Origin of the sequence: Pantoea sp. S62, assembly GCF_016658625.1 — a bacterium.
Taxonomy (GTDB): Bacteria; Pseudomonadota; Gammaproteobacteria; order Enterobacterales; family Enterobacteriaceae; genus Pantoea; species Pantoea vagans.
The window spans coordinates 145,862-166,593 of sequence record NZ_JACVVI010000009.1 but is presented as its reverse complement, the minus strand read 5'-3'; the positions used below and the strand labels follow the sequence as shown (position 1 = coordinate 166,593).

Below are 20,732 nucleotides of genomic sequence, written 5' to 3'. Positions count from 1 at the left end.
CGTTTTTATGAAGATTCTGAGCAGAATCCTTCTCAATCTTCATCTCAATCCCGCACAGTAACGGCGACTCAAACCTCAGGGAGAGAACCGTGACCACCCATGAAAAATTAATCGCCCTGCTCGACCAGCACCAGGCGCGCTATCGCCTGATGGAGCATGAGGCGACCGGTAAATGTGAAGCCGTCGCGGCAATACGCGGCACCGAAATCGGTCAGGGCGCGAAAGCGCTGGTCTGCCATGTAAAGGGCAACGGCATAAAGCAGCATGTGCTGGCGGTGTTACCGGCCGATCGGCAGGCCGATCTGGGCAAAGTCGCCGCGGCGGTCGGTGGACGACGCGCCTCACTCGCCAGCCCGGCGGAGACCGATCTGCTGACCGGCTGCGTATTCGGAGCGATCCCGCCGTTCAGCTTTCATCCCGACCTCCGACTGATTGTGGACCCCGCGCTGTTTGAACGTTATCCGGAGATCGCATTTAACGCCGGTCTGCTGGAGCGCTCGGTGATCCTGAACACCGAAGACTACCGGGCGCTGTGCAAGGCTGACGTGATAGAGATAACGCAGTAATTGCCATCCCGGCAGCCCGGCGATACTCTGCATAATCACTCATCACGACAGAATAAGAGCAAAATCATGAACATTTTCACTCAATGCCTGCGTCAGACGCTGGCTGTGGCGGTTATGGCAGGCTGCGCGTTTGCAGCTCAGGCGAAAATCGAACAGGTGCGTTTTGCAGTCGATCCGACCTATCCGCCGTTTGAATCGAAAACCCCGCAGGGTAAGCTGGTCGGCTTTGATATCGATCTGGGTAATGCGCTCTGCACGCAGATGCAGGCGAAATGTGTCTGGGTTGAAAGCCAGTTTGACGGCATGATCCCGGCGCTGAAAGCACGTAAGTTTGATGCCATTCTGTCTGACATGGGCATTACAGAAGAGCGCCTGAAGCAGATCGACTTTACCGTGCCGCTGTATGACACCCACACCCAGCTGATTGCGCGTAAAGGCGCCGGCATCCTGCCCACCGTCGAGTCTCTGAAAGGTAAAACGGTTGGAGTGGAACAGGGAACGGTTCAGGAGCGTTATGCGCTGGCGAAATGGCAGCCCTATGGTGTGACCGTGGTGCCTTATGGCGATCAGGCACAGGTTGAAAGCGATCTGGTTTCAGGCCGACTGGATGCCGTCTTTACCGACGCGGCACAGGCGGCGATTGGCTTCCTGAAGCATCCACAGGGCAAAGATTTTGAACTGGCTGGCCCGATTATTCAGGATCCGATTATCGGCCCCGGCACGGCAATTGGCCTGCGCAAAGGCGATACCGAACTGAAAACGGCGCTGGATAACGCCTTTGCCGAAATTAAAAAGAATGGCACCTTCGATCAGATTCAGAAGCGCTACTTCGCCACGGATATCTCTATCCAGCAGTAACCTCGCGGTCGCCCTTTTTCGTCCTCACCGCGATCCGGCACTATACTCTAACTTTTTCGGGACGGCGCGCTGTCGTCCTTTGCCGATTAAAGGACATTAACACGGTATGCATCAACAACATCATCCACTGTTAAGCGCCTCTTTAGGCACCCAGCGTGAAATCATCAGTTTCCATTTTGCTGAGGACAATGAACGTCAGGTTTATATCCAGGCTGCGCTGCATGGCGACGAACTGCCCGGTATGGCGGTGGGGTGGTATTTAAAGCAGCGGCTGCAGGCGCTGGAGTCCGCCGGACAGCTTAAAGCTGCCTTTACCCTGGTGCCGGTGGCTAATCCGCTGGCACTGGGACAGCACTGGCACGGCACCCATCTGGGCCGCTTTCATACCCTTTCCGGTCAGGACTTCAACCGCCGTTTTCCGTCACTGGGCAATACTCTGGCGGCCGGGCTGGCTGAGAGTCTGACCCAGAGTGAATCACAGAACAGGAACCTTATTCGCGATGCGATCGATCGTCATTATCGCGATACCGTGCCAAAGACCGAGCTGGATGCGCAGCGCTATACGCTGATGCGGATGGCCAGTCAGGCCGATCTGATGATTGACCTGCACTGTGACTGGGAAGCCGTGCCGCATCTCTATACCACGCCGCATGCATGGCCGGATATCGAACCGCTGGCACGCTGGTTAGGCAGTGAAGTGCAGTTGCTGGCCCAGATCTCTGGCGGTGAGCCGTTTGATGAAGCCTGTTGCGAACCCTGGCTGACGCTGGCAGAGCGGTTCGGCAAAGATTACCCGATGCCTCGTGGCTTATTGCCGGTGACGCTGGAGTTGCGTGGCATGCGTGATGTGTCGCCTGAACAGGCGGAGAAAGATGCAGATGCGATTATTTCTGCGCTGCAGGAAGGCGGTTATATCGGCTACAGCGAGCCTTCGATTTCCGTGGAAGTGGCCGCGCCCGTCATTGGCGGCGATGAGCTGGTCCCGGCGAGCGCGGGCGGTGACGATATCGTGGCCATCAATGACGGTCCGATTGGTTTAAACGTGCCTGACCTCGCTGAAGCACCGGGAGAAGGTAGCGTTATCAAAGAGCGTCACAGCGAGGGTTCGGCGGCGGCCTCTCCTGCCCTGAAAAATCCTCCTACGCCGTTAGCGGGCTGTGAATATATTCATTCGCCGGTGTCAGGGCTGATCCTGCACCGCAAACCGCTCGGTGCGCAGATTCGCCCGGGAGAAGTGGTGGCTGAGATTATTGATCCAATTACGGACCACATCACCCCACTGGTGGCGGAGTATGGCGGCATTCTCTATGCGAGACACTGGGTAAGGTTTGCGACGGCAGGCATGCTGGTTGTGCGGCTGGCGGGAGAGCGGGAGATTCGGAGCGGGGATTTGCTGGTCGGGTAAAAAAGGGCTTCCCGAGGGAAGCCCTTTTTAGTGATTAATCTAACCACTCGGTGTGGAACACACCGTCTTTATCAATACGCTTATACGTATGCGCACCGAAGTAATCACGCTGCGCCTGAATCAGGTTAGCAGGCAACACTTCTGAACGATAGCTGTCATAGTAAGCGATCGCCGCAGAGAAGGTTGGCGTCGGGATACCGTTCTGAATCGCGTAAGAAACGACATCACGCAGCGCCTGCTGATACTGATCAGCGATATCTTTGAAGTACGGAGCCAGCAACAGGTTAGCGATGCCTGCATCGGCTTCATAAGCATCGGTGATCTTCTGCAGGAACTGGGCACGGATGATGCAGCCAGCGCGGAAGATCTTCGCGATTTCACCGTAGTGCAGATCCCAATTGTTCTCTTCTGACGCTGCACGCAGCTGTGAGAAGCCCTGCGCATAAGAGACTATTTTACCCAGGTACAGCGCGCGACGGACTTTCTCGATGAACTCTGCTTTATCACCAGTGAAAGCTTTAGCCTGTGGGCCGCTCAGTACTTTAGAGGCCGCAACACGCTGCGTTTTCAGTGAGGACAGGTAACGAGCGAAGACAGACTCAGTGATCAGTGACAGCGGTTCACCCAGATCCAGCGAGCTCTGGCTGGTCCATTTACCGGTGCCTTTGTTAGCCGCTTCATCCAGAATCACATCAACCAGGTATTTACCGTCTTCGTCTTTCTTGGTGAAGATATCTTTGGTGATGTCGATCAGGTAGCTGCTCAGCTCGCCGTTGTTCCAGTCGGTGAAGGTTTCAGCCAGCTCTTCGTTGTTCAGGCCCAGCGCGCCTTTCAGCAGAGCATAGGCTTCTGCGATCAGCTGCATGTCGCCATATTCGATGCCGTTGTGAACCATCTTCACATAGTGGCCCGCGCCGTCCGGACCGATATAGGCCACACAGGCTTCGCCATCTTCCGCACGAGCAGCAATCTTATCCAGAATCGGTGCAACCAGTTCGTAAGCTTCTTTCTGACCGCCAGGCATGATCGATGGGCCTTTCAGTGCGCCCTCTTCACCACCGGAAACGCCGGTACCGATGAAGTTGAAGCCCTGGTCAGACAGTTCTTTGTTACGACGGATGGTATCTTTGTAGAAGGTGTTACCGCCATCGATCAGGATGTCGCCTTTATCCAGGTGTGGTGTCAGTGAGGCGATAGTCTTGTCAGTCGCTTCACCTGCCTGAACCATCAGCAGGATACGACGAGGTTTTTCCAGCGATTCAACAAACTCTTCAACGGTGTAAAAAGGAGCAAGCTTCTTGCCCTGGTTCTCGGCGATGACTTCGTCAGTCTTTTCGCGTGAACGGTTGAAGATTGAAACAGTGTAACCGCGGCTCTCAATGTTAAGAGCCAGGTTGCGGCCCATCACTGCCATACCTACAACGCCGATCTGTTGCTTGGACATTACATACTCCTGTCTGTGGTCTCGCATGGTGTTACCCGTAACACCATTTTGTAAGTGATCAGTATGTTAACTCAGGATAGCGGATTAAAGGTAATGAATGGTGCGGTCGCGCGGATGAAATTATCTGAAAAAAATTTACACACTTAACAAGGATTTATAAAGCTTTGTATAGCTTTGAATCATTCTATCTGCCGTGAAAAGTGATTCAAAGCGCACCAGCGCAGCGGCACCATAGGTCATTGCCAGTTCGGGGTTGTGCCAGATTTCATCCATCGCCTCCCTCAATGCTGCAGAATCGGAGGGAGGGACGACTAATCCGGTAACGCGATCAATATTGATAAAGGTCGTTCCGGTTCCAATCTCACTGGAGATCAGCGGTTTTGAATAGAGCGCACCCTCAAGTAAAGAGATGCCGAAAGCTTCTGATCGTAAATGCGACGGGAAAACCAGACAGGTACATAACTGAAGCAAGGCAGATTTTTCACTATCTTCCAGCGCACCCAGGAAGTGGATATTATTCACGCCTAACTGCTGCGCCTGCGCTTTCAGCTCAGCCTCAATCGGACCTGCTCCAACCACAACGATTGGGTAACGGCTGTTTTTTGCCGCCTCGATTAAAATATGCAGGCCTTTGTAATATCGAAACGTTCCGATGAACAGGAAGAAGCCATCCGGAAATCTTGCCTGCCATTTTTGCAGAACGGCAGGATCATTATTCTGATAAAACTGTTTATCAAGACCGTAGGGAATAACTTCAACTTTATCTTTGAACTGCTGCAGTACCGGGCTGCTTTCAACATAGTTTGGCGACGCGGCAACGATGCGATCGACACTTGAAAGAAAGCGATTCATTAATGGCGTATAGAGCTTTAACAGCACCTTCTGCTTAACGATATCAGAATGATAACTAACTACAGATGGCTTATTGATGCCCGCGGCAAAATGCATAAAGTCCATAAAGGGATACGGGAAATGATAATGGATAATATCCGCATACTGAGCCAGTTCTCTGAACTCTTTTATGGCTGAATAAGAGAATGGCGTCGAGGCAAACTCACACTGCGTTTTGACCCGATGAATCTGATGATTATCCAGGCTGTTTTTTTTGTTTTCAAACTGGGGACTATGAGTAAAAACAACAGATTCGATACCTGATTTAAAACCACCTTCTGCGAGCTGATAAATAACCTGCTCGATGCCGCCAAAAGTATCAGGGTAGTAGGTTTTGTAACAGTGTAGAACTTTAATCATATATATTTTGCGACCTGCTCATAAGCTTCAATGGTTTTATCCGCACACAGTGACCATGAAAATTCGCGGGCACGCGCTAACCCCGTATCAATCATTCGGCGCTTTTCATCAGCGTTTTCAATCATCATCTGAATGTAATTTGTCAAAGCGTGAACGTCCTGAGGTTCATGCATTAATGCTGCATCTGCAGCGACTTCCGGAAGTGATGTTGCATTTGAGCAGATCACGGGTGTTCCTGATGCCATCGCTTCAAGAACCGGCAGGCCGAAACCTTCATAGATTGATGGGAAAACAAAGCTCGTTGCAGCACTGAATAAAAACGGCAGATCTTTACCGGGCACAAAACCTAAATATTTTAGCCACCCTTCTCTCTCGCCCTTGTCAAAGAGCTTAAAGAGTTGCTCATTTTCCCAACCCTTATAACCACTAATGACTAACGGGAAGGTAGATTTTTCCTGAGCGGGCAGACGATCATACGCCTGAAGTAGCGTCAGTATATTCTTTCTTGGTTCAATCGTGCCGGTATAAAGAAAGAAACGTCGCCACTTAAGATTATATTTTTCAAGAACCTGTTGTGTTTCTGCTTCATCACGGGGATGAAAATGTTCATTGCAGGCCAGAGGTGCTACGGCAATTTTATTATCTTCAATACCAAAGAAATCCATTAACTCATTCTTTGTGTAATAAGAGTCAGTAATCAACATCGACGCACGCGAAACAGTATTCCTTAGCTCTTTTTGCATCAGGTGAACGCGGCCAGCCGGATGAAATTGAGGCCAATGAAATACTGATAAGTCGTGAAAGGTAGCAACACAATGTTTCACGCGAGGCGGTAGATAGTAGTTAGGACTATGAAATATATGATTCTTAAAATCCCTCAGCGCTATCATTTTCATTACCGGAAAAGTCAGGCGATATATTTCACTTACTGTTTTGCTTCTTTGTAACTTACGCTTCAGAGATTGAACCGATTGAGCAGACTCACTCGCGACTGCCAGTGAGTCGCGAGTCTTCGTGCCATGAAGAAACGTCAGTGAGACGTTTTTTCTTTCCTGAAGCTGTTTAGCAAGCTCAAACGCATAACGGCCAATACCGGTTAAAGGATATTTAATACAGTCCGTAGAGTAAACGACGTTTATTGCTTTGCTTCCAGCATCCATTTCAGGGTATCTCTAAGAGGAATTTTAGACGAGGTCTGACTGACTAAGCTATTGAGCAAAGTGATATCGCCACAAAGTTCTTTAATTTCATTAGGCCGTACAAAATCTGGATTAACTTCAATCTTAATATCATGGCCTGTAAGGGATTGGCAGAGATCGACGACTTCCCTCAATGAATGCATTTTACCTGAAGCAACATTAACAGTCTGACCAGATGAGCGGGAACAAAGTAACGCTGAATAGCTTTTAACGACGTCACGCACGTCGGAAAAATCACGCCAAACATCTATGTTGCCCAGCTCAATGACATCTTTTCTCTCACGAAAATGTTTGACGATTTTCGGGATCAGGAAATTTTCTGCCTGACCGGCACCGGTGTAATTGAATGGCCGGGTAATAATAATCGGCAATTTTTCATAAAACAGACTGGTCATGTATTCCATGGCCAGCTTGCTTACCGCATAATCATTTGCAGGTCTGGCAGGAACCGACTCTGCTAATTTTCCCGGTGTGTTATTACCGTAAACATTAGCACTGCTGGCGACCAAAATTGCATCCGGCATTTTTGCTGATTCGCTAAGAGCCTGTAACAGATTACGCGTACCGCAAAGGTTAACACTATAGAACGCATTTGGGTCAGCATGACCAACAAAAGCGATGGCTGCAAGATGAACAACGACGTCAGGCTGAATACTGTCTACAGCATTTTTTACCTGTGCTGCATTCGTAAGATCAACCTGAAAATAGCGTGAGGAATTCTGGGCGGGAGTTGAACCGAAACCATAAACTTCATATCCGGCAGCGGATAAATCCGCTGCCATATATTGGCCGGTAAAGCCCTTGATCCCAGTGATCAATGCTTTTTTGCCATTAGTCATATCAGAAGGAGAACCCTTGTTTATTGCGGCGCAGATCTTCTTCTACCATCATCGCACACAACTCTTCGAGCGTGGTCTTTGGTTCCCAGCCCAGAATGTCTTTGGCACGCTGTGGGTTACCAATCAGCAGTTCAACTTCTGCAGGACGGTAGAACTTAGGATTGACCTTGACTACCACTTTATTAGTAGCTACATCAATGGCAACTTCCTGATCATCTTTGCCTTCGAAGCGCAATTCAATGCCAGCAGCTTTGAACGCCATTGAAACGAAGTCACGGACTGTTTCAGTGCGGTTGGTTGCCAGGACAAAGGTATCTGGCTCATCAGCCTGCAGCATACGCCACATGCCTTCAACATATTCTTTAGCAAAGCCCCAGTCACGCTTGGCGTCCATGTTACCTAACTCAAGCACATCCATTTTGCCGAGCTTAATTTTCGCTACTGAATCGGTGATCTTACGGGTCACAAACTCTTGTCCACGCAGTGGCGATTCGTGGTTAAACAGAATGCCACTTGATGCGAAAATGTTGTAGCTCTCACGGTAGTTAATGGTCATCCAGTGGGCATACAGTTTTGCAACGCCATATGGGCTACGCGGATAGAAAGGTGTGTCCTCTTTCTGCGGAATAGCCTGCACTTTACCAAACATCTCTGAAGTAGACGCCTGATAGAAACGAATTTTAGGGTTAACAATGCGAATAGCTTCTAACAGATTTACCGGACCAATACCTGTGATTTCAGCTGTAGTTAGCGGCTGGTCAAACGAAACACCGACAAAGCTCTGAGCCGCAAGGTTGTAAACTTCGGTCGCTTTGCTTTGCTGAAGTAAACGAATGCTTGATGACAGGTCAGTCAGATCATATTCGACCAGATGAAGATTAGGGTTTTGTTTAATTCCTAACTCTTCAATGCGCCAGAAGTTTACTGAACTTGTACGACGATAGGTGCCAAAAACAGTGTAGCCTTTCTCGAGTAACAATTCGGCTAAATAAGCGCCATCCTGACCAGTGATGCCTGTAATAACTGCAGATTTCATAAAATATTACCTTAAACCAGGGTGTTATAGAGATCGATAGATTCTTTAGCGGAGTTGTACGATGACAATTGTCTGACGCGTAGAAATGCACCTTCGCTAAGTCTTGCAACCTCGCGGTCATCGCTGTTTAACAATGCGATTTTATCAGCAAGGGCTTGTGAGTTGCCATCTTCAAAAAGCAATCCGCAATAGTTATCAATAACAACTTCAGGAATTGCGCCTGAGTTGCTTGCGATAACAGGTTTGCCATGCACAAACGCTTCAAGGGGCACTAATCCGAAAGACTCATACCTTGAAGGGAAAATCACGACATCACTTAATGCATAGATTTTCTCGCGATCAAAGTCATTAACTTCTCCGAGATATACGATATTATCGTGATCTTTGAAGCGATTATTGAGAATAGATCTGATATCAATTGAAGAGCTACCCGCAATGATGAAACATGCACTGTTGTCGTTTAAATGCTTCAGGTTGAATTTTTCAATCGCGTCTAATAATACATCAATGCCTTTTCTTAATTCAAGTCGCCCTAAGAATAGAAATTTTTTCTTATTCTTTAATTTCACATTATTTAACTCAGGGAAGTTATCTAACTTAGCATAGCCCTGAGAAACTTCATAAGATGGCCAGTAAGCAATACCTGCATGAATTTTTTGATATTTAACATTCTCAGAAGGTGAATATTTTTGAATGAAAGTGTTCTTAATGGATTCGCTAATCGGGATAACGGCATCGGCACTGTTCACAATTTCCGTTTCAAAGAAGGATAGATAGTCAACATCTTCAGCCTTCATATTCCATTCATTTTTTTCATTGGCGACCTTCAACGGCGTAACTAATCTCACCACTAAAGGAATTTGAAGCTTTTTATTGATCAGACTGAATGCATAAACTTCAGAATCCCAAAGACAGGAATCAACAACTGAAACAGGATGAATCTCGTTGAGGCTATCAATTTCTACAGCCACTCTTGCAGACCAGCCAAGAATAGAGTTAGCAAGGTTCGAATCATCAATATAAACGTGATTGATTGACTGTTTTTCAAGCGCTATAAGTTTAAAGCGGCCTCGTTCCAGAACATTAGCTTCATCACTTTCGATAATTACAGTGACAAAGTGTCCAGCCAGCAACAACTCACTTACCAGATGATAATAAAGTGTGCCGATCCCCCCAGAACGAGTAAAAGGAGGAAACTCTTTACTGACGACCACAATGTGAAGTTGTTTAAAATCTGTAAGCTGAGATTTGAAAGGGAGAAATTCCCCAGGCACCAATGTTTCCTGGCTTAACAATTTTGCAGGATTATTAGCAGCGCTTAATCCAGCATCAAATCCACGCCAGATTTCAGCCAGATACTTATCACACTCTTCTTTAATGATTTCTTTCTTGTTAAAGCCACTCTGTATGTAGTCAACTCTTTCGCGTTTAACGATAGATTCAAGTTCTTCAATCAAAAAATCCTTATTTACTTTGGCATAAGTCAGCGCAAAATAAACAGTATTTTTTACAATAGAATACCAGTTATAGCCATACTTATTGGTCCTGTTCTCACTCTGCGCGAATTCATGTCTTAGAAAAGCATCTTCGCAGTGATTAATTGAGAATCCATTTTTAATTAATCTGAAACAGAGATCAGTTTCGTCCAGGAAGTAGTCGTATTCTTCGTCAAACCCACCGCACTGAATTAAATAATCACGTCTGAAAACAGAATTAGTACCAAGAAGCGTTCTGTTATATTCGGGATCGTTTTTGATATTATCGTTAGGATCGACAATTCCACTACCAAAATGATCGACAAAAATATCTCTTGCCTGGAAATTCAGTGTCCCGGCATAATAAGTTGGACCACCGGCACCCGCAACGAATGAGTGCGTGCTGTTAAAGTATTTTACCAGTGTATCAAACCAATCAAAAAACGGTATGGCATCATCGTCAATAAAAGCAACGAGATCACCTGAAGCAGCTTTAATACCTATATTTCGGGATATAGACAGGTTTTTAATTGGATTATCAAATACTTTTATCAGATGAGACCATTTCTTTATAACTTCTGACGTATTATCAGTAGATGGACCATTTACAACAATAACCTCGAAATTGTTACTGTAACTTTTTTCAAGGTAATCCAGGCATCTGTCTAAATGATCACCCCGATTAAGGGTACAAATAACAACAGAAACAGTTTTAAATTGATCTTTATCTGGCAGAATTGTTGACAGGAAATTATCTGCATATTCCTTCCATGAACTATAGTTATTCTTGGTCAGAACATCATTCTGGTAGTCTATTAACGTTTTTCGGAATAGATTATCATTTAACGATTTTGTTAATAGCTCATCCAGTTCATTTGTATCGTTAAATATGCCAGGAGAGCCTGACAAGGTCTCATATACCGCCGCCTTATTCAAAGCCAGGACCGGCAATTGATGTTGTGAGGCTTCAAGTAATGGAACACCGAATCCTTCATGTTCACTGAAAGAAATGAAACAGGATGAATTTTTATAATAATTATCCAGTTCTTCTTCAGATACAGAACCAGTCAAAACAACATGATTTTTCAGGTCCAGGTCATCAATAAGCTGGACGACTTTCTTATAGTAGGTTGAAGAAGTATCGGACTTACCGACTAAGAACAGTTTATTAACTGCGTTTTTCTTTCTGTATTGATTGAAAAAATCAATTAATTTATGTTGACATTTATTTTCACAAATCCTGCCAACAAATAAGATATTCTTTTCTACTTCATCTACTTTTCGAAGTTGATCAAGTTTACGATCATCAATAATGATAGGTAACTTCAGTGTTCTGCTCTCAGGAAAACCAAGTTTAATTATTTCCTGAATATTGTATAAACTGTCGCCTGTTACAAAATTAAATTTATCAATGATCGAACTTAACTGGTCTCTGCCTTTTTTACAGAGATCATAAAGAAATGATTTCTTCTCAAAAAAGTAATGTGGTGTAATATTGTGATAATGCAGTACTTTGAACCCTTTTGAGGAAATAACTTTCTCAGCGCAATGTTCAGAATAAGCAGAGAAATGAAAAAGTATAATATCATCATCAGTTGCCTGTAAATGATCAATAAACTTTATCATTGACTCTCTTTCAGGATGATAATGCCGGACATAGATCTCTGAGTTTAAACTATAAGTGTTTTTGACATACTCATCAATTTTGACCACATGATTTGAACATGCATCATACATATCCAGAGATTCGATTACCTGGATAAAACGTCCCGAGAAATGTTCGTACATATTCAGCCTCTGACCTTAATATAAATTTTTCTTGCAAGATCGAAAAGAGTTTTATTCCTGCGCAATATTTTCACTGCGGCATATTTAAAGCTGCCTTTGACCTTTACTTTTGATTTTGGATGTAAAGCCAGAAGGTTAATAAATATAAAAGGACTTGACCTGAATTTATCAATAAAAGAGTAGCCTTCAACATTTTCAGGTGAAACCTTTGTAATCAAGACCACTATTGTTTTCCGATAGTCATCTTTGCACAAAGTAATTAATTCATTAATTTCAAATTGAGTTGTTTTAAAAAGAAACCTCAATTCTTTAGGTAAAATATTAATACCCGTTCTTTCAGTTTGTCTCCTTTCTGAACGGGCATCGTCGATTGTCTCTAAAATGCTTTTATTTGCGGAGACAATTTTATCTTTGTTCATATAAACTCCATTATTTAATAGCGAGAACTTCCATTTCTCTGCAAAGGCCATTCTTTCTGTTGTCTTCAACTAACGTTACAGTAGTAAAACCTGCATCAGTAAGCATCTTTTTCAACGAGTCAACTGAGAACATGATGTAATGGAAGTCACCTTCATAATCTTGTGCTCCATAAGTCACTTTCCGCAGATCGTCAAAACTCATGGTTCCACTGACGTAATCCTTAATCATACTATCTGCGTCAGGCGTTACTAATTTAAGCACTCCACCAGTTTTGAGCTTCTTGTGCCAGTGTGGAAAAATAACTCTGGTGAGTTCTAATTCTGTAAAATGTTCAATAAGATGTGCAGCATAAATTTCTTCCAATACTTCATCATCAAATACTAAATCACTCGCGCTACAGATGACATCAACGCCAGGTAATTCCCTAGCATCGACGTTTATATAACCCTCAGGTTGAACGTGGCCACAACCGATATTGATCTTTCTCCAGCCAAGATTATCAAATTTATCTGAGGATAATATCTTTGATTCAATTTCTTTTTTGTTATCTCTGTCTGTCAGCGTTCCCGTTTTCAGACGTAATTCGAACATAAATTCCTCACGAACAAATTCGAGTCTGTCCTGAATATTGTGCACAAGTTGTTCAATAACGGCGCTTTTTTCAGCCGTCTGATTAACACCTGCCTGAATTAGCTGGCTCTTTTCTTTATTTAACGCATCAAAATTATTATTTAACTCATTTAACGCATCAAACTTATCGTCCATAGATGCAATTTTATGATTTAAATTTTCAACTCTGGCATCAACAGTGATTAATTTTTCATCAAGACTTGTTGCTTTGTTATCAAGTCGATTAATGATGTCAATAATATTATTATATTTATTTTTAATTTCATTTATAATATTCAACATGATTTTCCTAAATTGTTGTTACGGTGCAGGTGTTTTCAAGCCAGGCGCTCCCGACAAATATCTTTCCAGGCGCAATTACATTAAATTGCCCTAAACCATCCTTCCAGTGGAAGCATTCCTCGTAATGATCTCTTTCTTTGTGTAAGGCTGCTGAAATACTGTATTCGCCAACGCCTATATTCATATTAAATTTAAATCTAATAATTTTTTTACCTGGTTCATTCATGTCGATATTGTGAGCGAGGGTGTTAGTCCCGAAGACGATGTTGCCAAGCCGGTCTCTGATATGAAAACCAAGAGTGAGACCTGAACGAACTTCTCTGTTATCGATCGCAAAACATAAAGAACTGTTTTCAGCAACGTTAACGACTTCAGTTTTTTGACCTGCTGAATTTTCAAGAAAGAACTCTGTAATAACTGCTTTTTTATTGCCAGATTCAGATTTCCCATTTTCTGCATTGATAGCATTCTGTTCGGAACTCTTGGAAAGCTTAGCATTATATAAATTCATCACATCTGTAGGAGCGCCATCGGCCAGAACTTTACCTTTATCCAGTAGAATCGCTCGGGTACAGATATTAGCTATCGCAGCCTGATCATGGGAGACAATGAGCAAAGTTGTACCCTGTGCTTTAAACTCTCTGATTCTGTTAAAGCATTTGGCCTGAAAATAAGCATCCCCGACTGACAGTGCTTCATCCACAATGAGCAACTCTGGTCTGACGGCAGTCGCAACAGCAAAAGCCAGCCTGACCTGCATACCACTTGAATAGGTTCTGACAGGTTGATCAATATATTCGTTTATTTCCGCGAATGCTTCTATCGCTGGCATCAGATCTTTGATCTGAGCGCTATTCAGTCCCATTAACTGGCCAGACATATACACATTATCCCGGCCAGAAAAGTCAGGATGAAATCCCATTCCTAATTCCAGTAACGCTGCCACTCTTCCTGTTACTGACACGCTTCCGGTAGTTGCAACTGTTGTACCCGTAATGATTTTTAAGAGCGTACTTTTGCCAGCGCCATTCATACCAATGATACCAACTGACTCTCCAGCACCAACATTAAAGTTAATACCTTTTAATATATCAATGGACGTATGGCATTTCTTATATCCCAAGGATGCCCATTCAATAAGGCGATGATTTTTTTTAGGATAGTTTTTGTAGCTCTTTGTGACGTTATTTACAGAAATTATATTCATCAGAGTTCATCTACCATTTCGCCAGCATGTTTACGGTAAAGATAAAATGCAGTGATATTGAAAAATACAGCAAGTATCATTGCTAAAGTTACATGGCTCCATTCAGGTGCTTGATGATTAACAAATATATTTTGATATCCCATTATGATGCCAGTCATAGGATTCATTAATAGCCAGTGTCTGGCCCACTCAGGCAGAATTTTGATCAGATAAATGACCGGCGTAAACCAGAACCAGAACTGAAGGACAATATTCATAAATTGCCCTACATCTCTGAAGAAAACATTCAAAACACCTAGTGTAATTCCTAAACCGGTTGCAAATAGTATCTGAATAGCCAGCAGGGGAATAATATAAAGGATTTCGAAACCTGGAAAATTACCTGACAAAATCAGAAATATCACATAGAGAGAGAAAATTATTAAAAAGTTTGTAAAGGAAACACCTATTGAAATAATAGGTAAACAGATTCTGGGGAAATTAAGTTTTTTAAGATAGTTTCCACTATCAACAAACACATTTATCAACCGCGCCACTAATTCTGAGAAAAGACCCCACGTCAGTAATCCGGCACAAAGATAGATGCTGTAGGCAAATGGACCACTGTTATCTGGCATCCTCGCCTTCATCACTTCCGAAAAGATGACAGTGTAGACGGTAATCATCGCTAAGGGCTGAAGCACTAACCATGCAGCGCCAAATATACTTGTCTGATATCGGCTTTTAAAATCACGTATTATACTGTTTAATATAAAATCACGGTATCCGGCCGCAGCCACTAATGACTTTATCATTTATTATTTCCTTGAATAACATCAATCAATTTCTTTGTATTTAATTCCATTTCACGTAAGCAGCCTCGACTCTCTACATTGATTCTTAATAAAGGTTCGGTGTTTGAGTTCCTTACGTTAACTCTCCAGCTTTCAAATTCAATACTTACTCCATCAATATAGTTTTCATTGATGCAGTCTTTTAAATATTTGGCTTTAATATTTTCAATAACTTTCTGAGTGTTTTCTACTTTAAAGTTAATCTCACCACTGCAAGGGAACGCCTTCATTCTTTCAGACACCAGTCCGGAAAGTGTCTCCCCTTTCACTGCCAGTAGTTCTGCCACCAGTAGCCATGGAATCATACCGCTGTCGCAGTAAGCGAAATCACGGAAATAGTGGTGCGCACTCATCTCACCGCCGTAAACCGCGTCTTCTTCACGCATGCGCTCTTTGATAAACGCATGACCGGTTTTAGACATCACCGGAATACCACCTGCTTTGGTCACCACATCAATGGTGTTCCAGGTCAGACGCGGATCGTGAATGATTTTCGCACCCGCTTCTTTTTTCAGGAACGCTTCGGCCAACAGCCCAACTATGTAATAGCCTTCAATGAACTCAGCATTCTCATCGAACAGGAAACAGCGGTCAAAATCACCGTCAAAGGCGATACCCATATCCGCCTGGTGCTCACGCACCGCATCAGAGGTGTCTTTTCGGCACTCCGGCAGCAGCGGGTTTGGGATACCATTCGGGAAGTTGCCGTCAGCTTCATGATGCACTTTGATAAACGACACAGGCGCTTTGGCCTGCTCAAAGCGTTTTTCAATCTCATCGATGATATGACCCGCAGCACCGTTACCTGAATTGATCACCAGCTTCATCGGTTTAGTGAAATTATTCAGGTCGATGTAGCCCATCAGATGATCAACATAGGCATCCAGTACAGAAATCTGTTTGTAGCTGCCGCGTTTGCTCTCTTCTACCGGGGCAAAATCATTAGCTTCAGCGAGTCGCTGAACGTCGCGCAGACCGGTGTCGCCGCTGACCGGGCGAGCACCTTCCCGTACCAGTTTCATGCCGTTGTAGTTCATCGGGTTATGGCTGGCAGTCACTTCAATGCCACCATCAATCCCTAAATGAAACGTGGCGAAATAGATCTCTTCTGTTCCGCTCATACCAATGTCGAGCACATCGGTGCCCGCATCCCGCAGTCCATTAGCCAGTGCCAGCTTTAACGACTCGCTGGTCAGTCGGACATCACCGCCCACCACGATCGTTTTTGGCCGGATAAATTCGCCATAGGCGCGGCCAATGCGGTAAGCGATGTCTTCATTCAGTTCAGTGCCTAACTCGCCGCGGATGTCATAAGCTTTAAAACAGGTCAGTGCTGCCATGATCGTGTCTGTCCTTACTTACTTGCAAACTGTTGTTTAATCAAAATGAGGTCGTCGTCACCAAGGTAAGAGCCCGACTGAATCTCCAGCAGTTCCAGTGGAATCTTGCCTGGATTTTCTAACGTATGCGGGTGGCCGATGGGAATAAAGGTTGACTGGTTTTCTGTCAGCAACAGGGTTTTATCCTGAATGGTAACCTGGGCTGTGCCTGACAGGATCACCCAGTGTTCGGTACGGTGATAATGCATCTGCAACTGGAAGGCTTCACCCGGCTTAACCGTAATGCGGTTCACGTTAAAGCGACCCGTATTGACCACCAGATCGCAACGTCCCCACGGCCAGTAGGTTTCACGATGACGGCGATATTCGCTTCGGCACTCACTCTTCAGGAATTCAACCACGCGCTTAACATCCTGAACCTGATCTTTACGCGCGACCAATACGGCATCTTTGGTGTTCACAATCACCAGATTTTCAACGCCAATAGCAGCAACCAGCTGATCTTCACTGTTGATGTAACAGTTTTTGGTATTGTGCAGGAAAGTATCGCCCTTCAGGGAATTGCCATGATCATCTTTATCATTCACTTCCCACAACGCAGACCAGGAGCCCACATCACTCCATCCGGCCGCCAGCGGGACTACCACTGCGGCATCGGTCTGTTCCATGACGGCGTAATCGACTGACTCGTCCGGACAAGCGATAAAATCATCCTTATCGATGCTGATGAAGTCATTGCCTTCTTTGACGTTAGCCATGGCGCGACGGCAGGCTTCCAGAATATCCGGTCGGAATTTCTCCAGCTCCTGCAGATAGCGTTTAGCCCGGAACATGAACATGCCGCTGTTCCAGTAATACTCACCGGATTCCAGATACTGCTCAGCTGTGCTCTGATTGGGTTTTTCGACAAAACGCTGAACCTGATAAGGACCGTTTTCTGCACCAGGCAGCGCTTCGCCACGCTGAATGTAACCGTAGCCAGTTTCCGGACCGGTTGGCACGATACCGAAAGTCACCAGCTTGCCCTGTTTGGCATAGGCGGTGGCCACTTTAATAGCCTGATGAAACGCAGCACGGTCTTCAATTACGTGATCGGCGGCCAGCACTAGCAGGACCGGATCATCACCCTGCTCTACGGCGTTTAGTGCAGCCAGGGCAATGGCCGGAGCCGTGTTGCGGCCTACCGGTTCGAGAATAATGTTATGAGATAGCTTGTTAATTTGTCGCAATTGCTCGGCAACCAGGAAACGATGCTCCTCGTTGCAGATTACCATCGGTGCGCGTGCTTCGACGCCGCTCAGACGATTAACTGTCTCCTGCAGCATAGAGTGCTCACCATGCAAACAGATAAACTGCTTAGGGTAAAGTTCGCGGGAAAGGGGCCATAAACGGCTGCCGGTTCCTCCGGCCATGATTACGGGAAGTAACATTCCATATCCTCTAACAAATTCAAACATGCTATGCATATAAGCGGGTCAATTTTTATTCATTATGAATAAACAGCCACGCTACCGCCCCTGGCTTGCAGCAACCAATGCGCTGTGTGACGGGAATCCTCCCCTCACAGGTTAGCTTGTCGATGCGCTGATTATATTTTATTCAATCGCATACGGGTTCCGGGATAACTCCAAATAGTACATTTTGTGCGGCAAAAATAATATGCCTAATCTTTCATTGCCCGTGACAAAACTTAAGAATGACTAAACATTGATCTCATATTGCATCAAGAGTGTAATCACTGACAAAACAGCATAGTAGCCTGAGGACAATCGCGCTTTGCGCCTCTTCACAGAGTCGGATTACCTGTTATTGTGATTAATCGCTACTGAAGTCAGACCAGGATAATTCCGTATTCAGTCATTATCCGGTCACAAACTGGCATTGAGGTGAGGATGGGAGGCAGGAATATACAATTCCTCTTATCGCAGGCAAAAAAAAACCCGGCTAAAGCCGGGTGATTGCAGATTTTTTCAACTACCGAAACCCATCCGGGTTCTTACTCTGCCAGTTCCACGTATCGCGCATCATCTCATCGATGCCGCGCGTCACGCGCCAGTCGAGCTCACTGTTTGCGAGTGATGCATCGGCCCAGAACGCAGGCAGGTCGCCATCACGGCGTGGCTTGATTTCAAACGGAATCGCCTTGCCGGACGCTTTCTCAAACGCTTTGATCATTTCCAGCACAGAGAAGCCTTTGCCGCCGCCCAGGTTAAAGGCGGTGTAGCCTTCAACTTTATTCAGGTGGTCCAGCGCTTTCAGGTGGCCTTCCGCCAGGTCTACCACATGGATGTAATCACGCAGACAGGTACCGTCTGGCGTATCGTAATCGCCGCCAAACACACCGAGCTTCTCCAGACGGCCAATCGCGACCTGCGCGATGTAGGGCAGCAGGTTATTCGGGATGCCGGTCGGGTCTTCACCGATTTCGCCAGACTCGTGCGCGCCAACCGGATTGAAGTAACGCAGGGCAATCGCCTTAAACTTCGGTTCTGCTTTGGCGAAGTCGCGCATGACGAATTCGGTCATCAGCTTTGAGGTGCCGTACGGACTGGTTGTGCCGCCAATTGGCGTACTCTCAACGTAAGGAACCGGTGCATCTGCGCCATAGACGGTCGCTGATGAGCTGAAGATAAAGTTCCAGACGCCGGCATTACGCATCTCTTCCAGCAGCACCACGGTGCCCGCGACGTTGTTCTCGTAGTACTCCAGCGGCATGCGGGTCGACTCACCCACCGCTTTAAGCGCTGCAAAGTGGATCACCGCTGAAATGCTGTTAGCAGCAAACAGGTCACGCAGACAGGCACGGTCACGGATATCGCCTTCAACGAAGGTCGCTTTTTTACCCGCCAGTTTCTCTACGCGGTTAATCGCTTCGCGTGAGGCGTTGCAGAGGTTATCCAGAACCACAACATCATCACCGCGCTGCAACAGCGCCAGTACCGTATGGGAGCCGATATAGCCTGCTCCGCCCGTTACTAAAATTGCCATGTGAGCTCCTTTCAATCTGCCGCGCAGGACGCGGCGATTTAATTACTTTTGTTTTGCGAGAATCGTCTGGATAGCTTCGCGGAAATCGCGACCCTGCGCATTGTTGCGCAGTCCGTAAGAGACGAACGCCTGCATGTAACCGAGTTTACGACCGCAGTCGAAACTGTGACCGGTCAGCAGAGAGACATCAACCGTTTTATGTTTACTCAGGCTGGCGATAGCATCGGTCAGCTGGATACGGCCCCAGGCGCCTGGCTCAGTGCGCTCCAGTTCTGCCCAGATATCCGCAGAAAGGACATAGCGGCCTACCGCAGCCAGGTCAGAGCTCAGTCCGGCTGTATCTTCGGGCTTCTCAACGAAATCGGTGATGGTGCTGATGTCGCCAGGGTGATCGATCGGCTCTTCCGTGGTGATCACGGAGTATTCAGAAAGATCGGACGCTGGCATATGCTGGGCCAGGACCTGGCTGTGGCCGGTCTCTTCAAAACGGGCAACCATCGCAGCGAGGTTATAACGCATGTGGTCAGCAGTTGAGTCATCCAGCAGGACGTCTGGCAGTACGACCACGAACGGGTTATCACCGATCATCGGGCGGGCACAGAGAATGGAGTGGCCCAGACCCAGCGGCTGCGCCTGACGCACGTTCATGATGGTGACGCCTGGCGGGCAGATAGACTGCACTTCGCTCAGCAGCTGACGCTTCACGCGCGCTTCAAGCAGCGCTTCCAGCTCATAGGTGGTGTCGAAGTGATTTTCAACGGCATTTTTCGATGCATGCGTGACCAGCACAATCTCTTTAATACCTGCGGCAACACACTCGTCAATGATGTACTGGATCATCGGTTTGTCGACGACAGGCAGCATCTCTTTCGGAATGGCTTTAGTCGCAGGGAGCATATGCATACCGAGGCCCGCAACCGGGATTACTGCTTTAAGCTTGGTCATATTTATTCCGTTTAATAAAATGAAGATGTGGGTCGATTATGCAGGATCGGCCGGAAGAGCAAGTATAATCTTTATCTGAAAAGCGGACAGTAACTCTCTGTCATAACTTGGAAATTCGGCCTTTTGCCCATTGCCAGCGACACCATAAACTGAACAAAGACAATCGGTAATCGAATATTGCCACTGTGATCTGAAGCACTCTTCGTTGCAGGGCTGAGACCAGCCA

At 46.0% G+C, this 20,732-nt stretch carries 17 protein-coding genes; 3 read left to right on the top strand and 14 right to left on the bottom strand.

The genetic code is table 11. From position 1 onward, the window contains the following. The first annotated feature begins 89 nt into the window (after window positions 1-89). The 3 genes from IBT54_RS14610 (at window position 90) to IBT54_RS14600 (ending at window position 2,829) form a co-directional block, all read left to right on the top strand. Window positions 90-566, top strand: a complete 477-nt coding sequence (locus IBT54_RS14610) for a YbaK/prolyl-tRNA synthetase associated domain-containing protein (RefSeq protein WP_201252367.1) — start codon at window positions 90-92, stop codon at window positions 564-566. Window positions 567-632: 66 nt separating this feature from the next. Then, entirely contained in the window at window positions 633-1,424 is a 792-nt protein-coding gene (locus IBT54_RS14605) for an ABC transporter substrate-binding protein (protein ID WP_095706915.1), read from the top strand. Window positions 1,425-1,530: 106 nt separating this feature from the next. Next, entirely contained in the window at window positions 1,531-2,829 is a 1,299-nt protein-coding gene (locus IBT54_RS14600) for a succinylglutamate desuccinylase/aspartoacylase family protein (RefSeq protein ID WP_201252366.1), read from the top strand. A 34-nt stretch (window positions 2,830-2,863) separates the two neighbouring features. Here IBT54_RS14600 and gndA read toward each other — a convergent pair whose 3' ends face one another. The 14 genes from gndA to galF form a co-directional block, all read right to left on the bottom strand. Then, on the bottom strand, window positions 2,864-4,273 hold the full coding sequence (gene gndA, locus IBT54_RS14595; RefSeq protein WP_033733220.1) for an NADP-dependent phosphogluconate dehydrogenase: 1,410 nt from the start codon (window positions 4,271-4,273) through the stop codon (window positions 2,864-2,866). Between the two features lie 135 nt (window positions 4,274-4,408). Then, window positions 4,409-5,524, bottom strand: a complete 1,116-nt coding sequence (locus tag IBT54_RS14590; RefSeq protein WP_236263204.1) for a glycosyltransferase family 4 protein — start codon at window positions 5,522-5,524, stop codon at window positions 4,409-4,411. Beyond that, the gene (locus IBT54_RS14585) at window positions 5,521-6,684 is read right to left on the bottom strand and encodes a glycosyltransferase family 1 protein (RefSeq protein WP_201252365.1); all 1,164 of its coding nucleotides are present in this window, start codon (window positions 6,682-6,684) and stop codon (window positions 5,521-5,523) included. The genes IBT54_RS14590 and IBT54_RS14585 overlap by 4 nt, the downstream gene beginning before the upstream one ends. Continuing rightward, entirely contained in the window at window positions 6,660-7,562 is a 903-nt protein-coding gene (locus IBT54_RS14580; protein WP_201252364.1) for a GDP-mannose 4,6-dehydratase, read from the bottom strand. Before IBT54_RS14580 ends, IBT54_RS14585 begins: the two co-directional genes overlap by 25 nt. 1 nt (window position 7,563) lies before the next feature. Beyond that, window positions 7,564-8,598, bottom strand: coding sequence for a GDP-mannose 4,6-dehydratase (gene gmd, locus IBT54_RS14575; RefSeq protein ID WP_201252363.1), 1,035 nt, complete (start codon window positions 8,596-8,598; stop codon window positions 7,564-7,566). A gap of 11 nt (window positions 8,599-8,609) precedes the next feature. Further along, the gene (locus tag IBT54_RS14570) at window positions 8,610-11,861 is read right to left on the bottom strand and encodes a glycosyltransferase (RefSeq protein WP_201252362.1); all 3,252 of its coding nucleotides are present in this window, start codon (window positions 11,859-11,861) and stop codon (window positions 8,610-8,612) included. Window positions 11,862-11,863: 2 nt separating this feature from the next. Further along, window positions 11,864-12,280, bottom strand: coding sequence for a hypothetical protein (locus IBT54_RS14565; RefSeq protein WP_201252361.1), 417 nt, complete (start codon window positions 12,278-12,280; stop codon window positions 11,864-11,866). A gap of 10 nt (window positions 12,281-12,290) precedes the next feature. Beyond that, window positions 12,291-13,193 carry a hypothetical protein gene (locus IBT54_RS14560; RefSeq protein WP_201252360.1) on the bottom strand — a complete coding sequence of 301 codons (903 nt, stop codon included), beginning with the start codon at window positions 13,191-13,193 and terminating at the stop codon, window positions 12,291-12,293. Window positions 13,194-13,200: 7 nt separating this feature from the next. After that, the gene (locus IBT54_RS14555) at window positions 13,201-14,400 is read right to left on the bottom strand and encodes an ABC transporter ATP-binding protein (RefSeq protein ID WP_201252359.1); all 1,200 of its coding nucleotides are present in this window, start codon (window positions 14,398-14,400) and stop codon (window positions 13,201-13,203) included. Beyond that, window positions 14,400-15,194: an ABC transporter permease gene (locus tag IBT54_RS14550; RefSeq protein WP_201252358.1), complete on the bottom strand. Its 795-nt coding sequence runs from the start codon at window positions 15,192-15,194 to the stop codon at window positions 14,400-14,402. The genes IBT54_RS14555 and IBT54_RS14550 overlap by 1 nt, the downstream gene beginning before the upstream one ends. Further along, window positions 15,191-16,573: a phosphomannomutase CpsG gene (cpsG, locus tag IBT54_RS14545; RefSeq protein WP_201252357.1), complete on the bottom strand. Its 1,383-nt coding sequence runs from the start codon at window positions 16,571-16,573 to the stop codon at window positions 15,191-15,193. The genes IBT54_RS14550 and cpsG overlap by 4 nt, the downstream gene beginning before the upstream one ends. A 14-nt stretch (window positions 16,574-16,587) precedes the next feature. After that, window positions 16,588-18,003, bottom strand: a complete 1,416-nt coding sequence (locus IBT54_RS14540) for a mannose-1-phosphate guanylyltransferase/mannose-6-phosphate isomerase (protein ID WP_201252356.1) — start codon at window positions 18,001-18,003, stop codon at window positions 16,588-16,590. A 544-nt stretch (window positions 18,004-18,547) separates the two neighbouring features. After that, a complete protein-coding gene (gene galE, locus IBT54_RS14535; protein ID WP_201252355.1) occupies window positions 18,548-19,561 on the bottom strand; it encodes a UDP-glucose 4-epimerase GalE in 1,014 nt (337 codons plus the stop codon). A gap of 42 nt (window positions 19,562-19,603) precedes the next feature. Then, entirely contained in the window at window positions 19,604-20,506 is a 903-nt protein-coding gene (galF, locus tag IBT54_RS14530; RefSeq protein WP_013358455.1) for a UTP--glucose-1-phosphate uridylyltransferase GalF, read from the bottom strand. Window positions 20,507-20,732 lie beyond the last annotated feature (226 nt).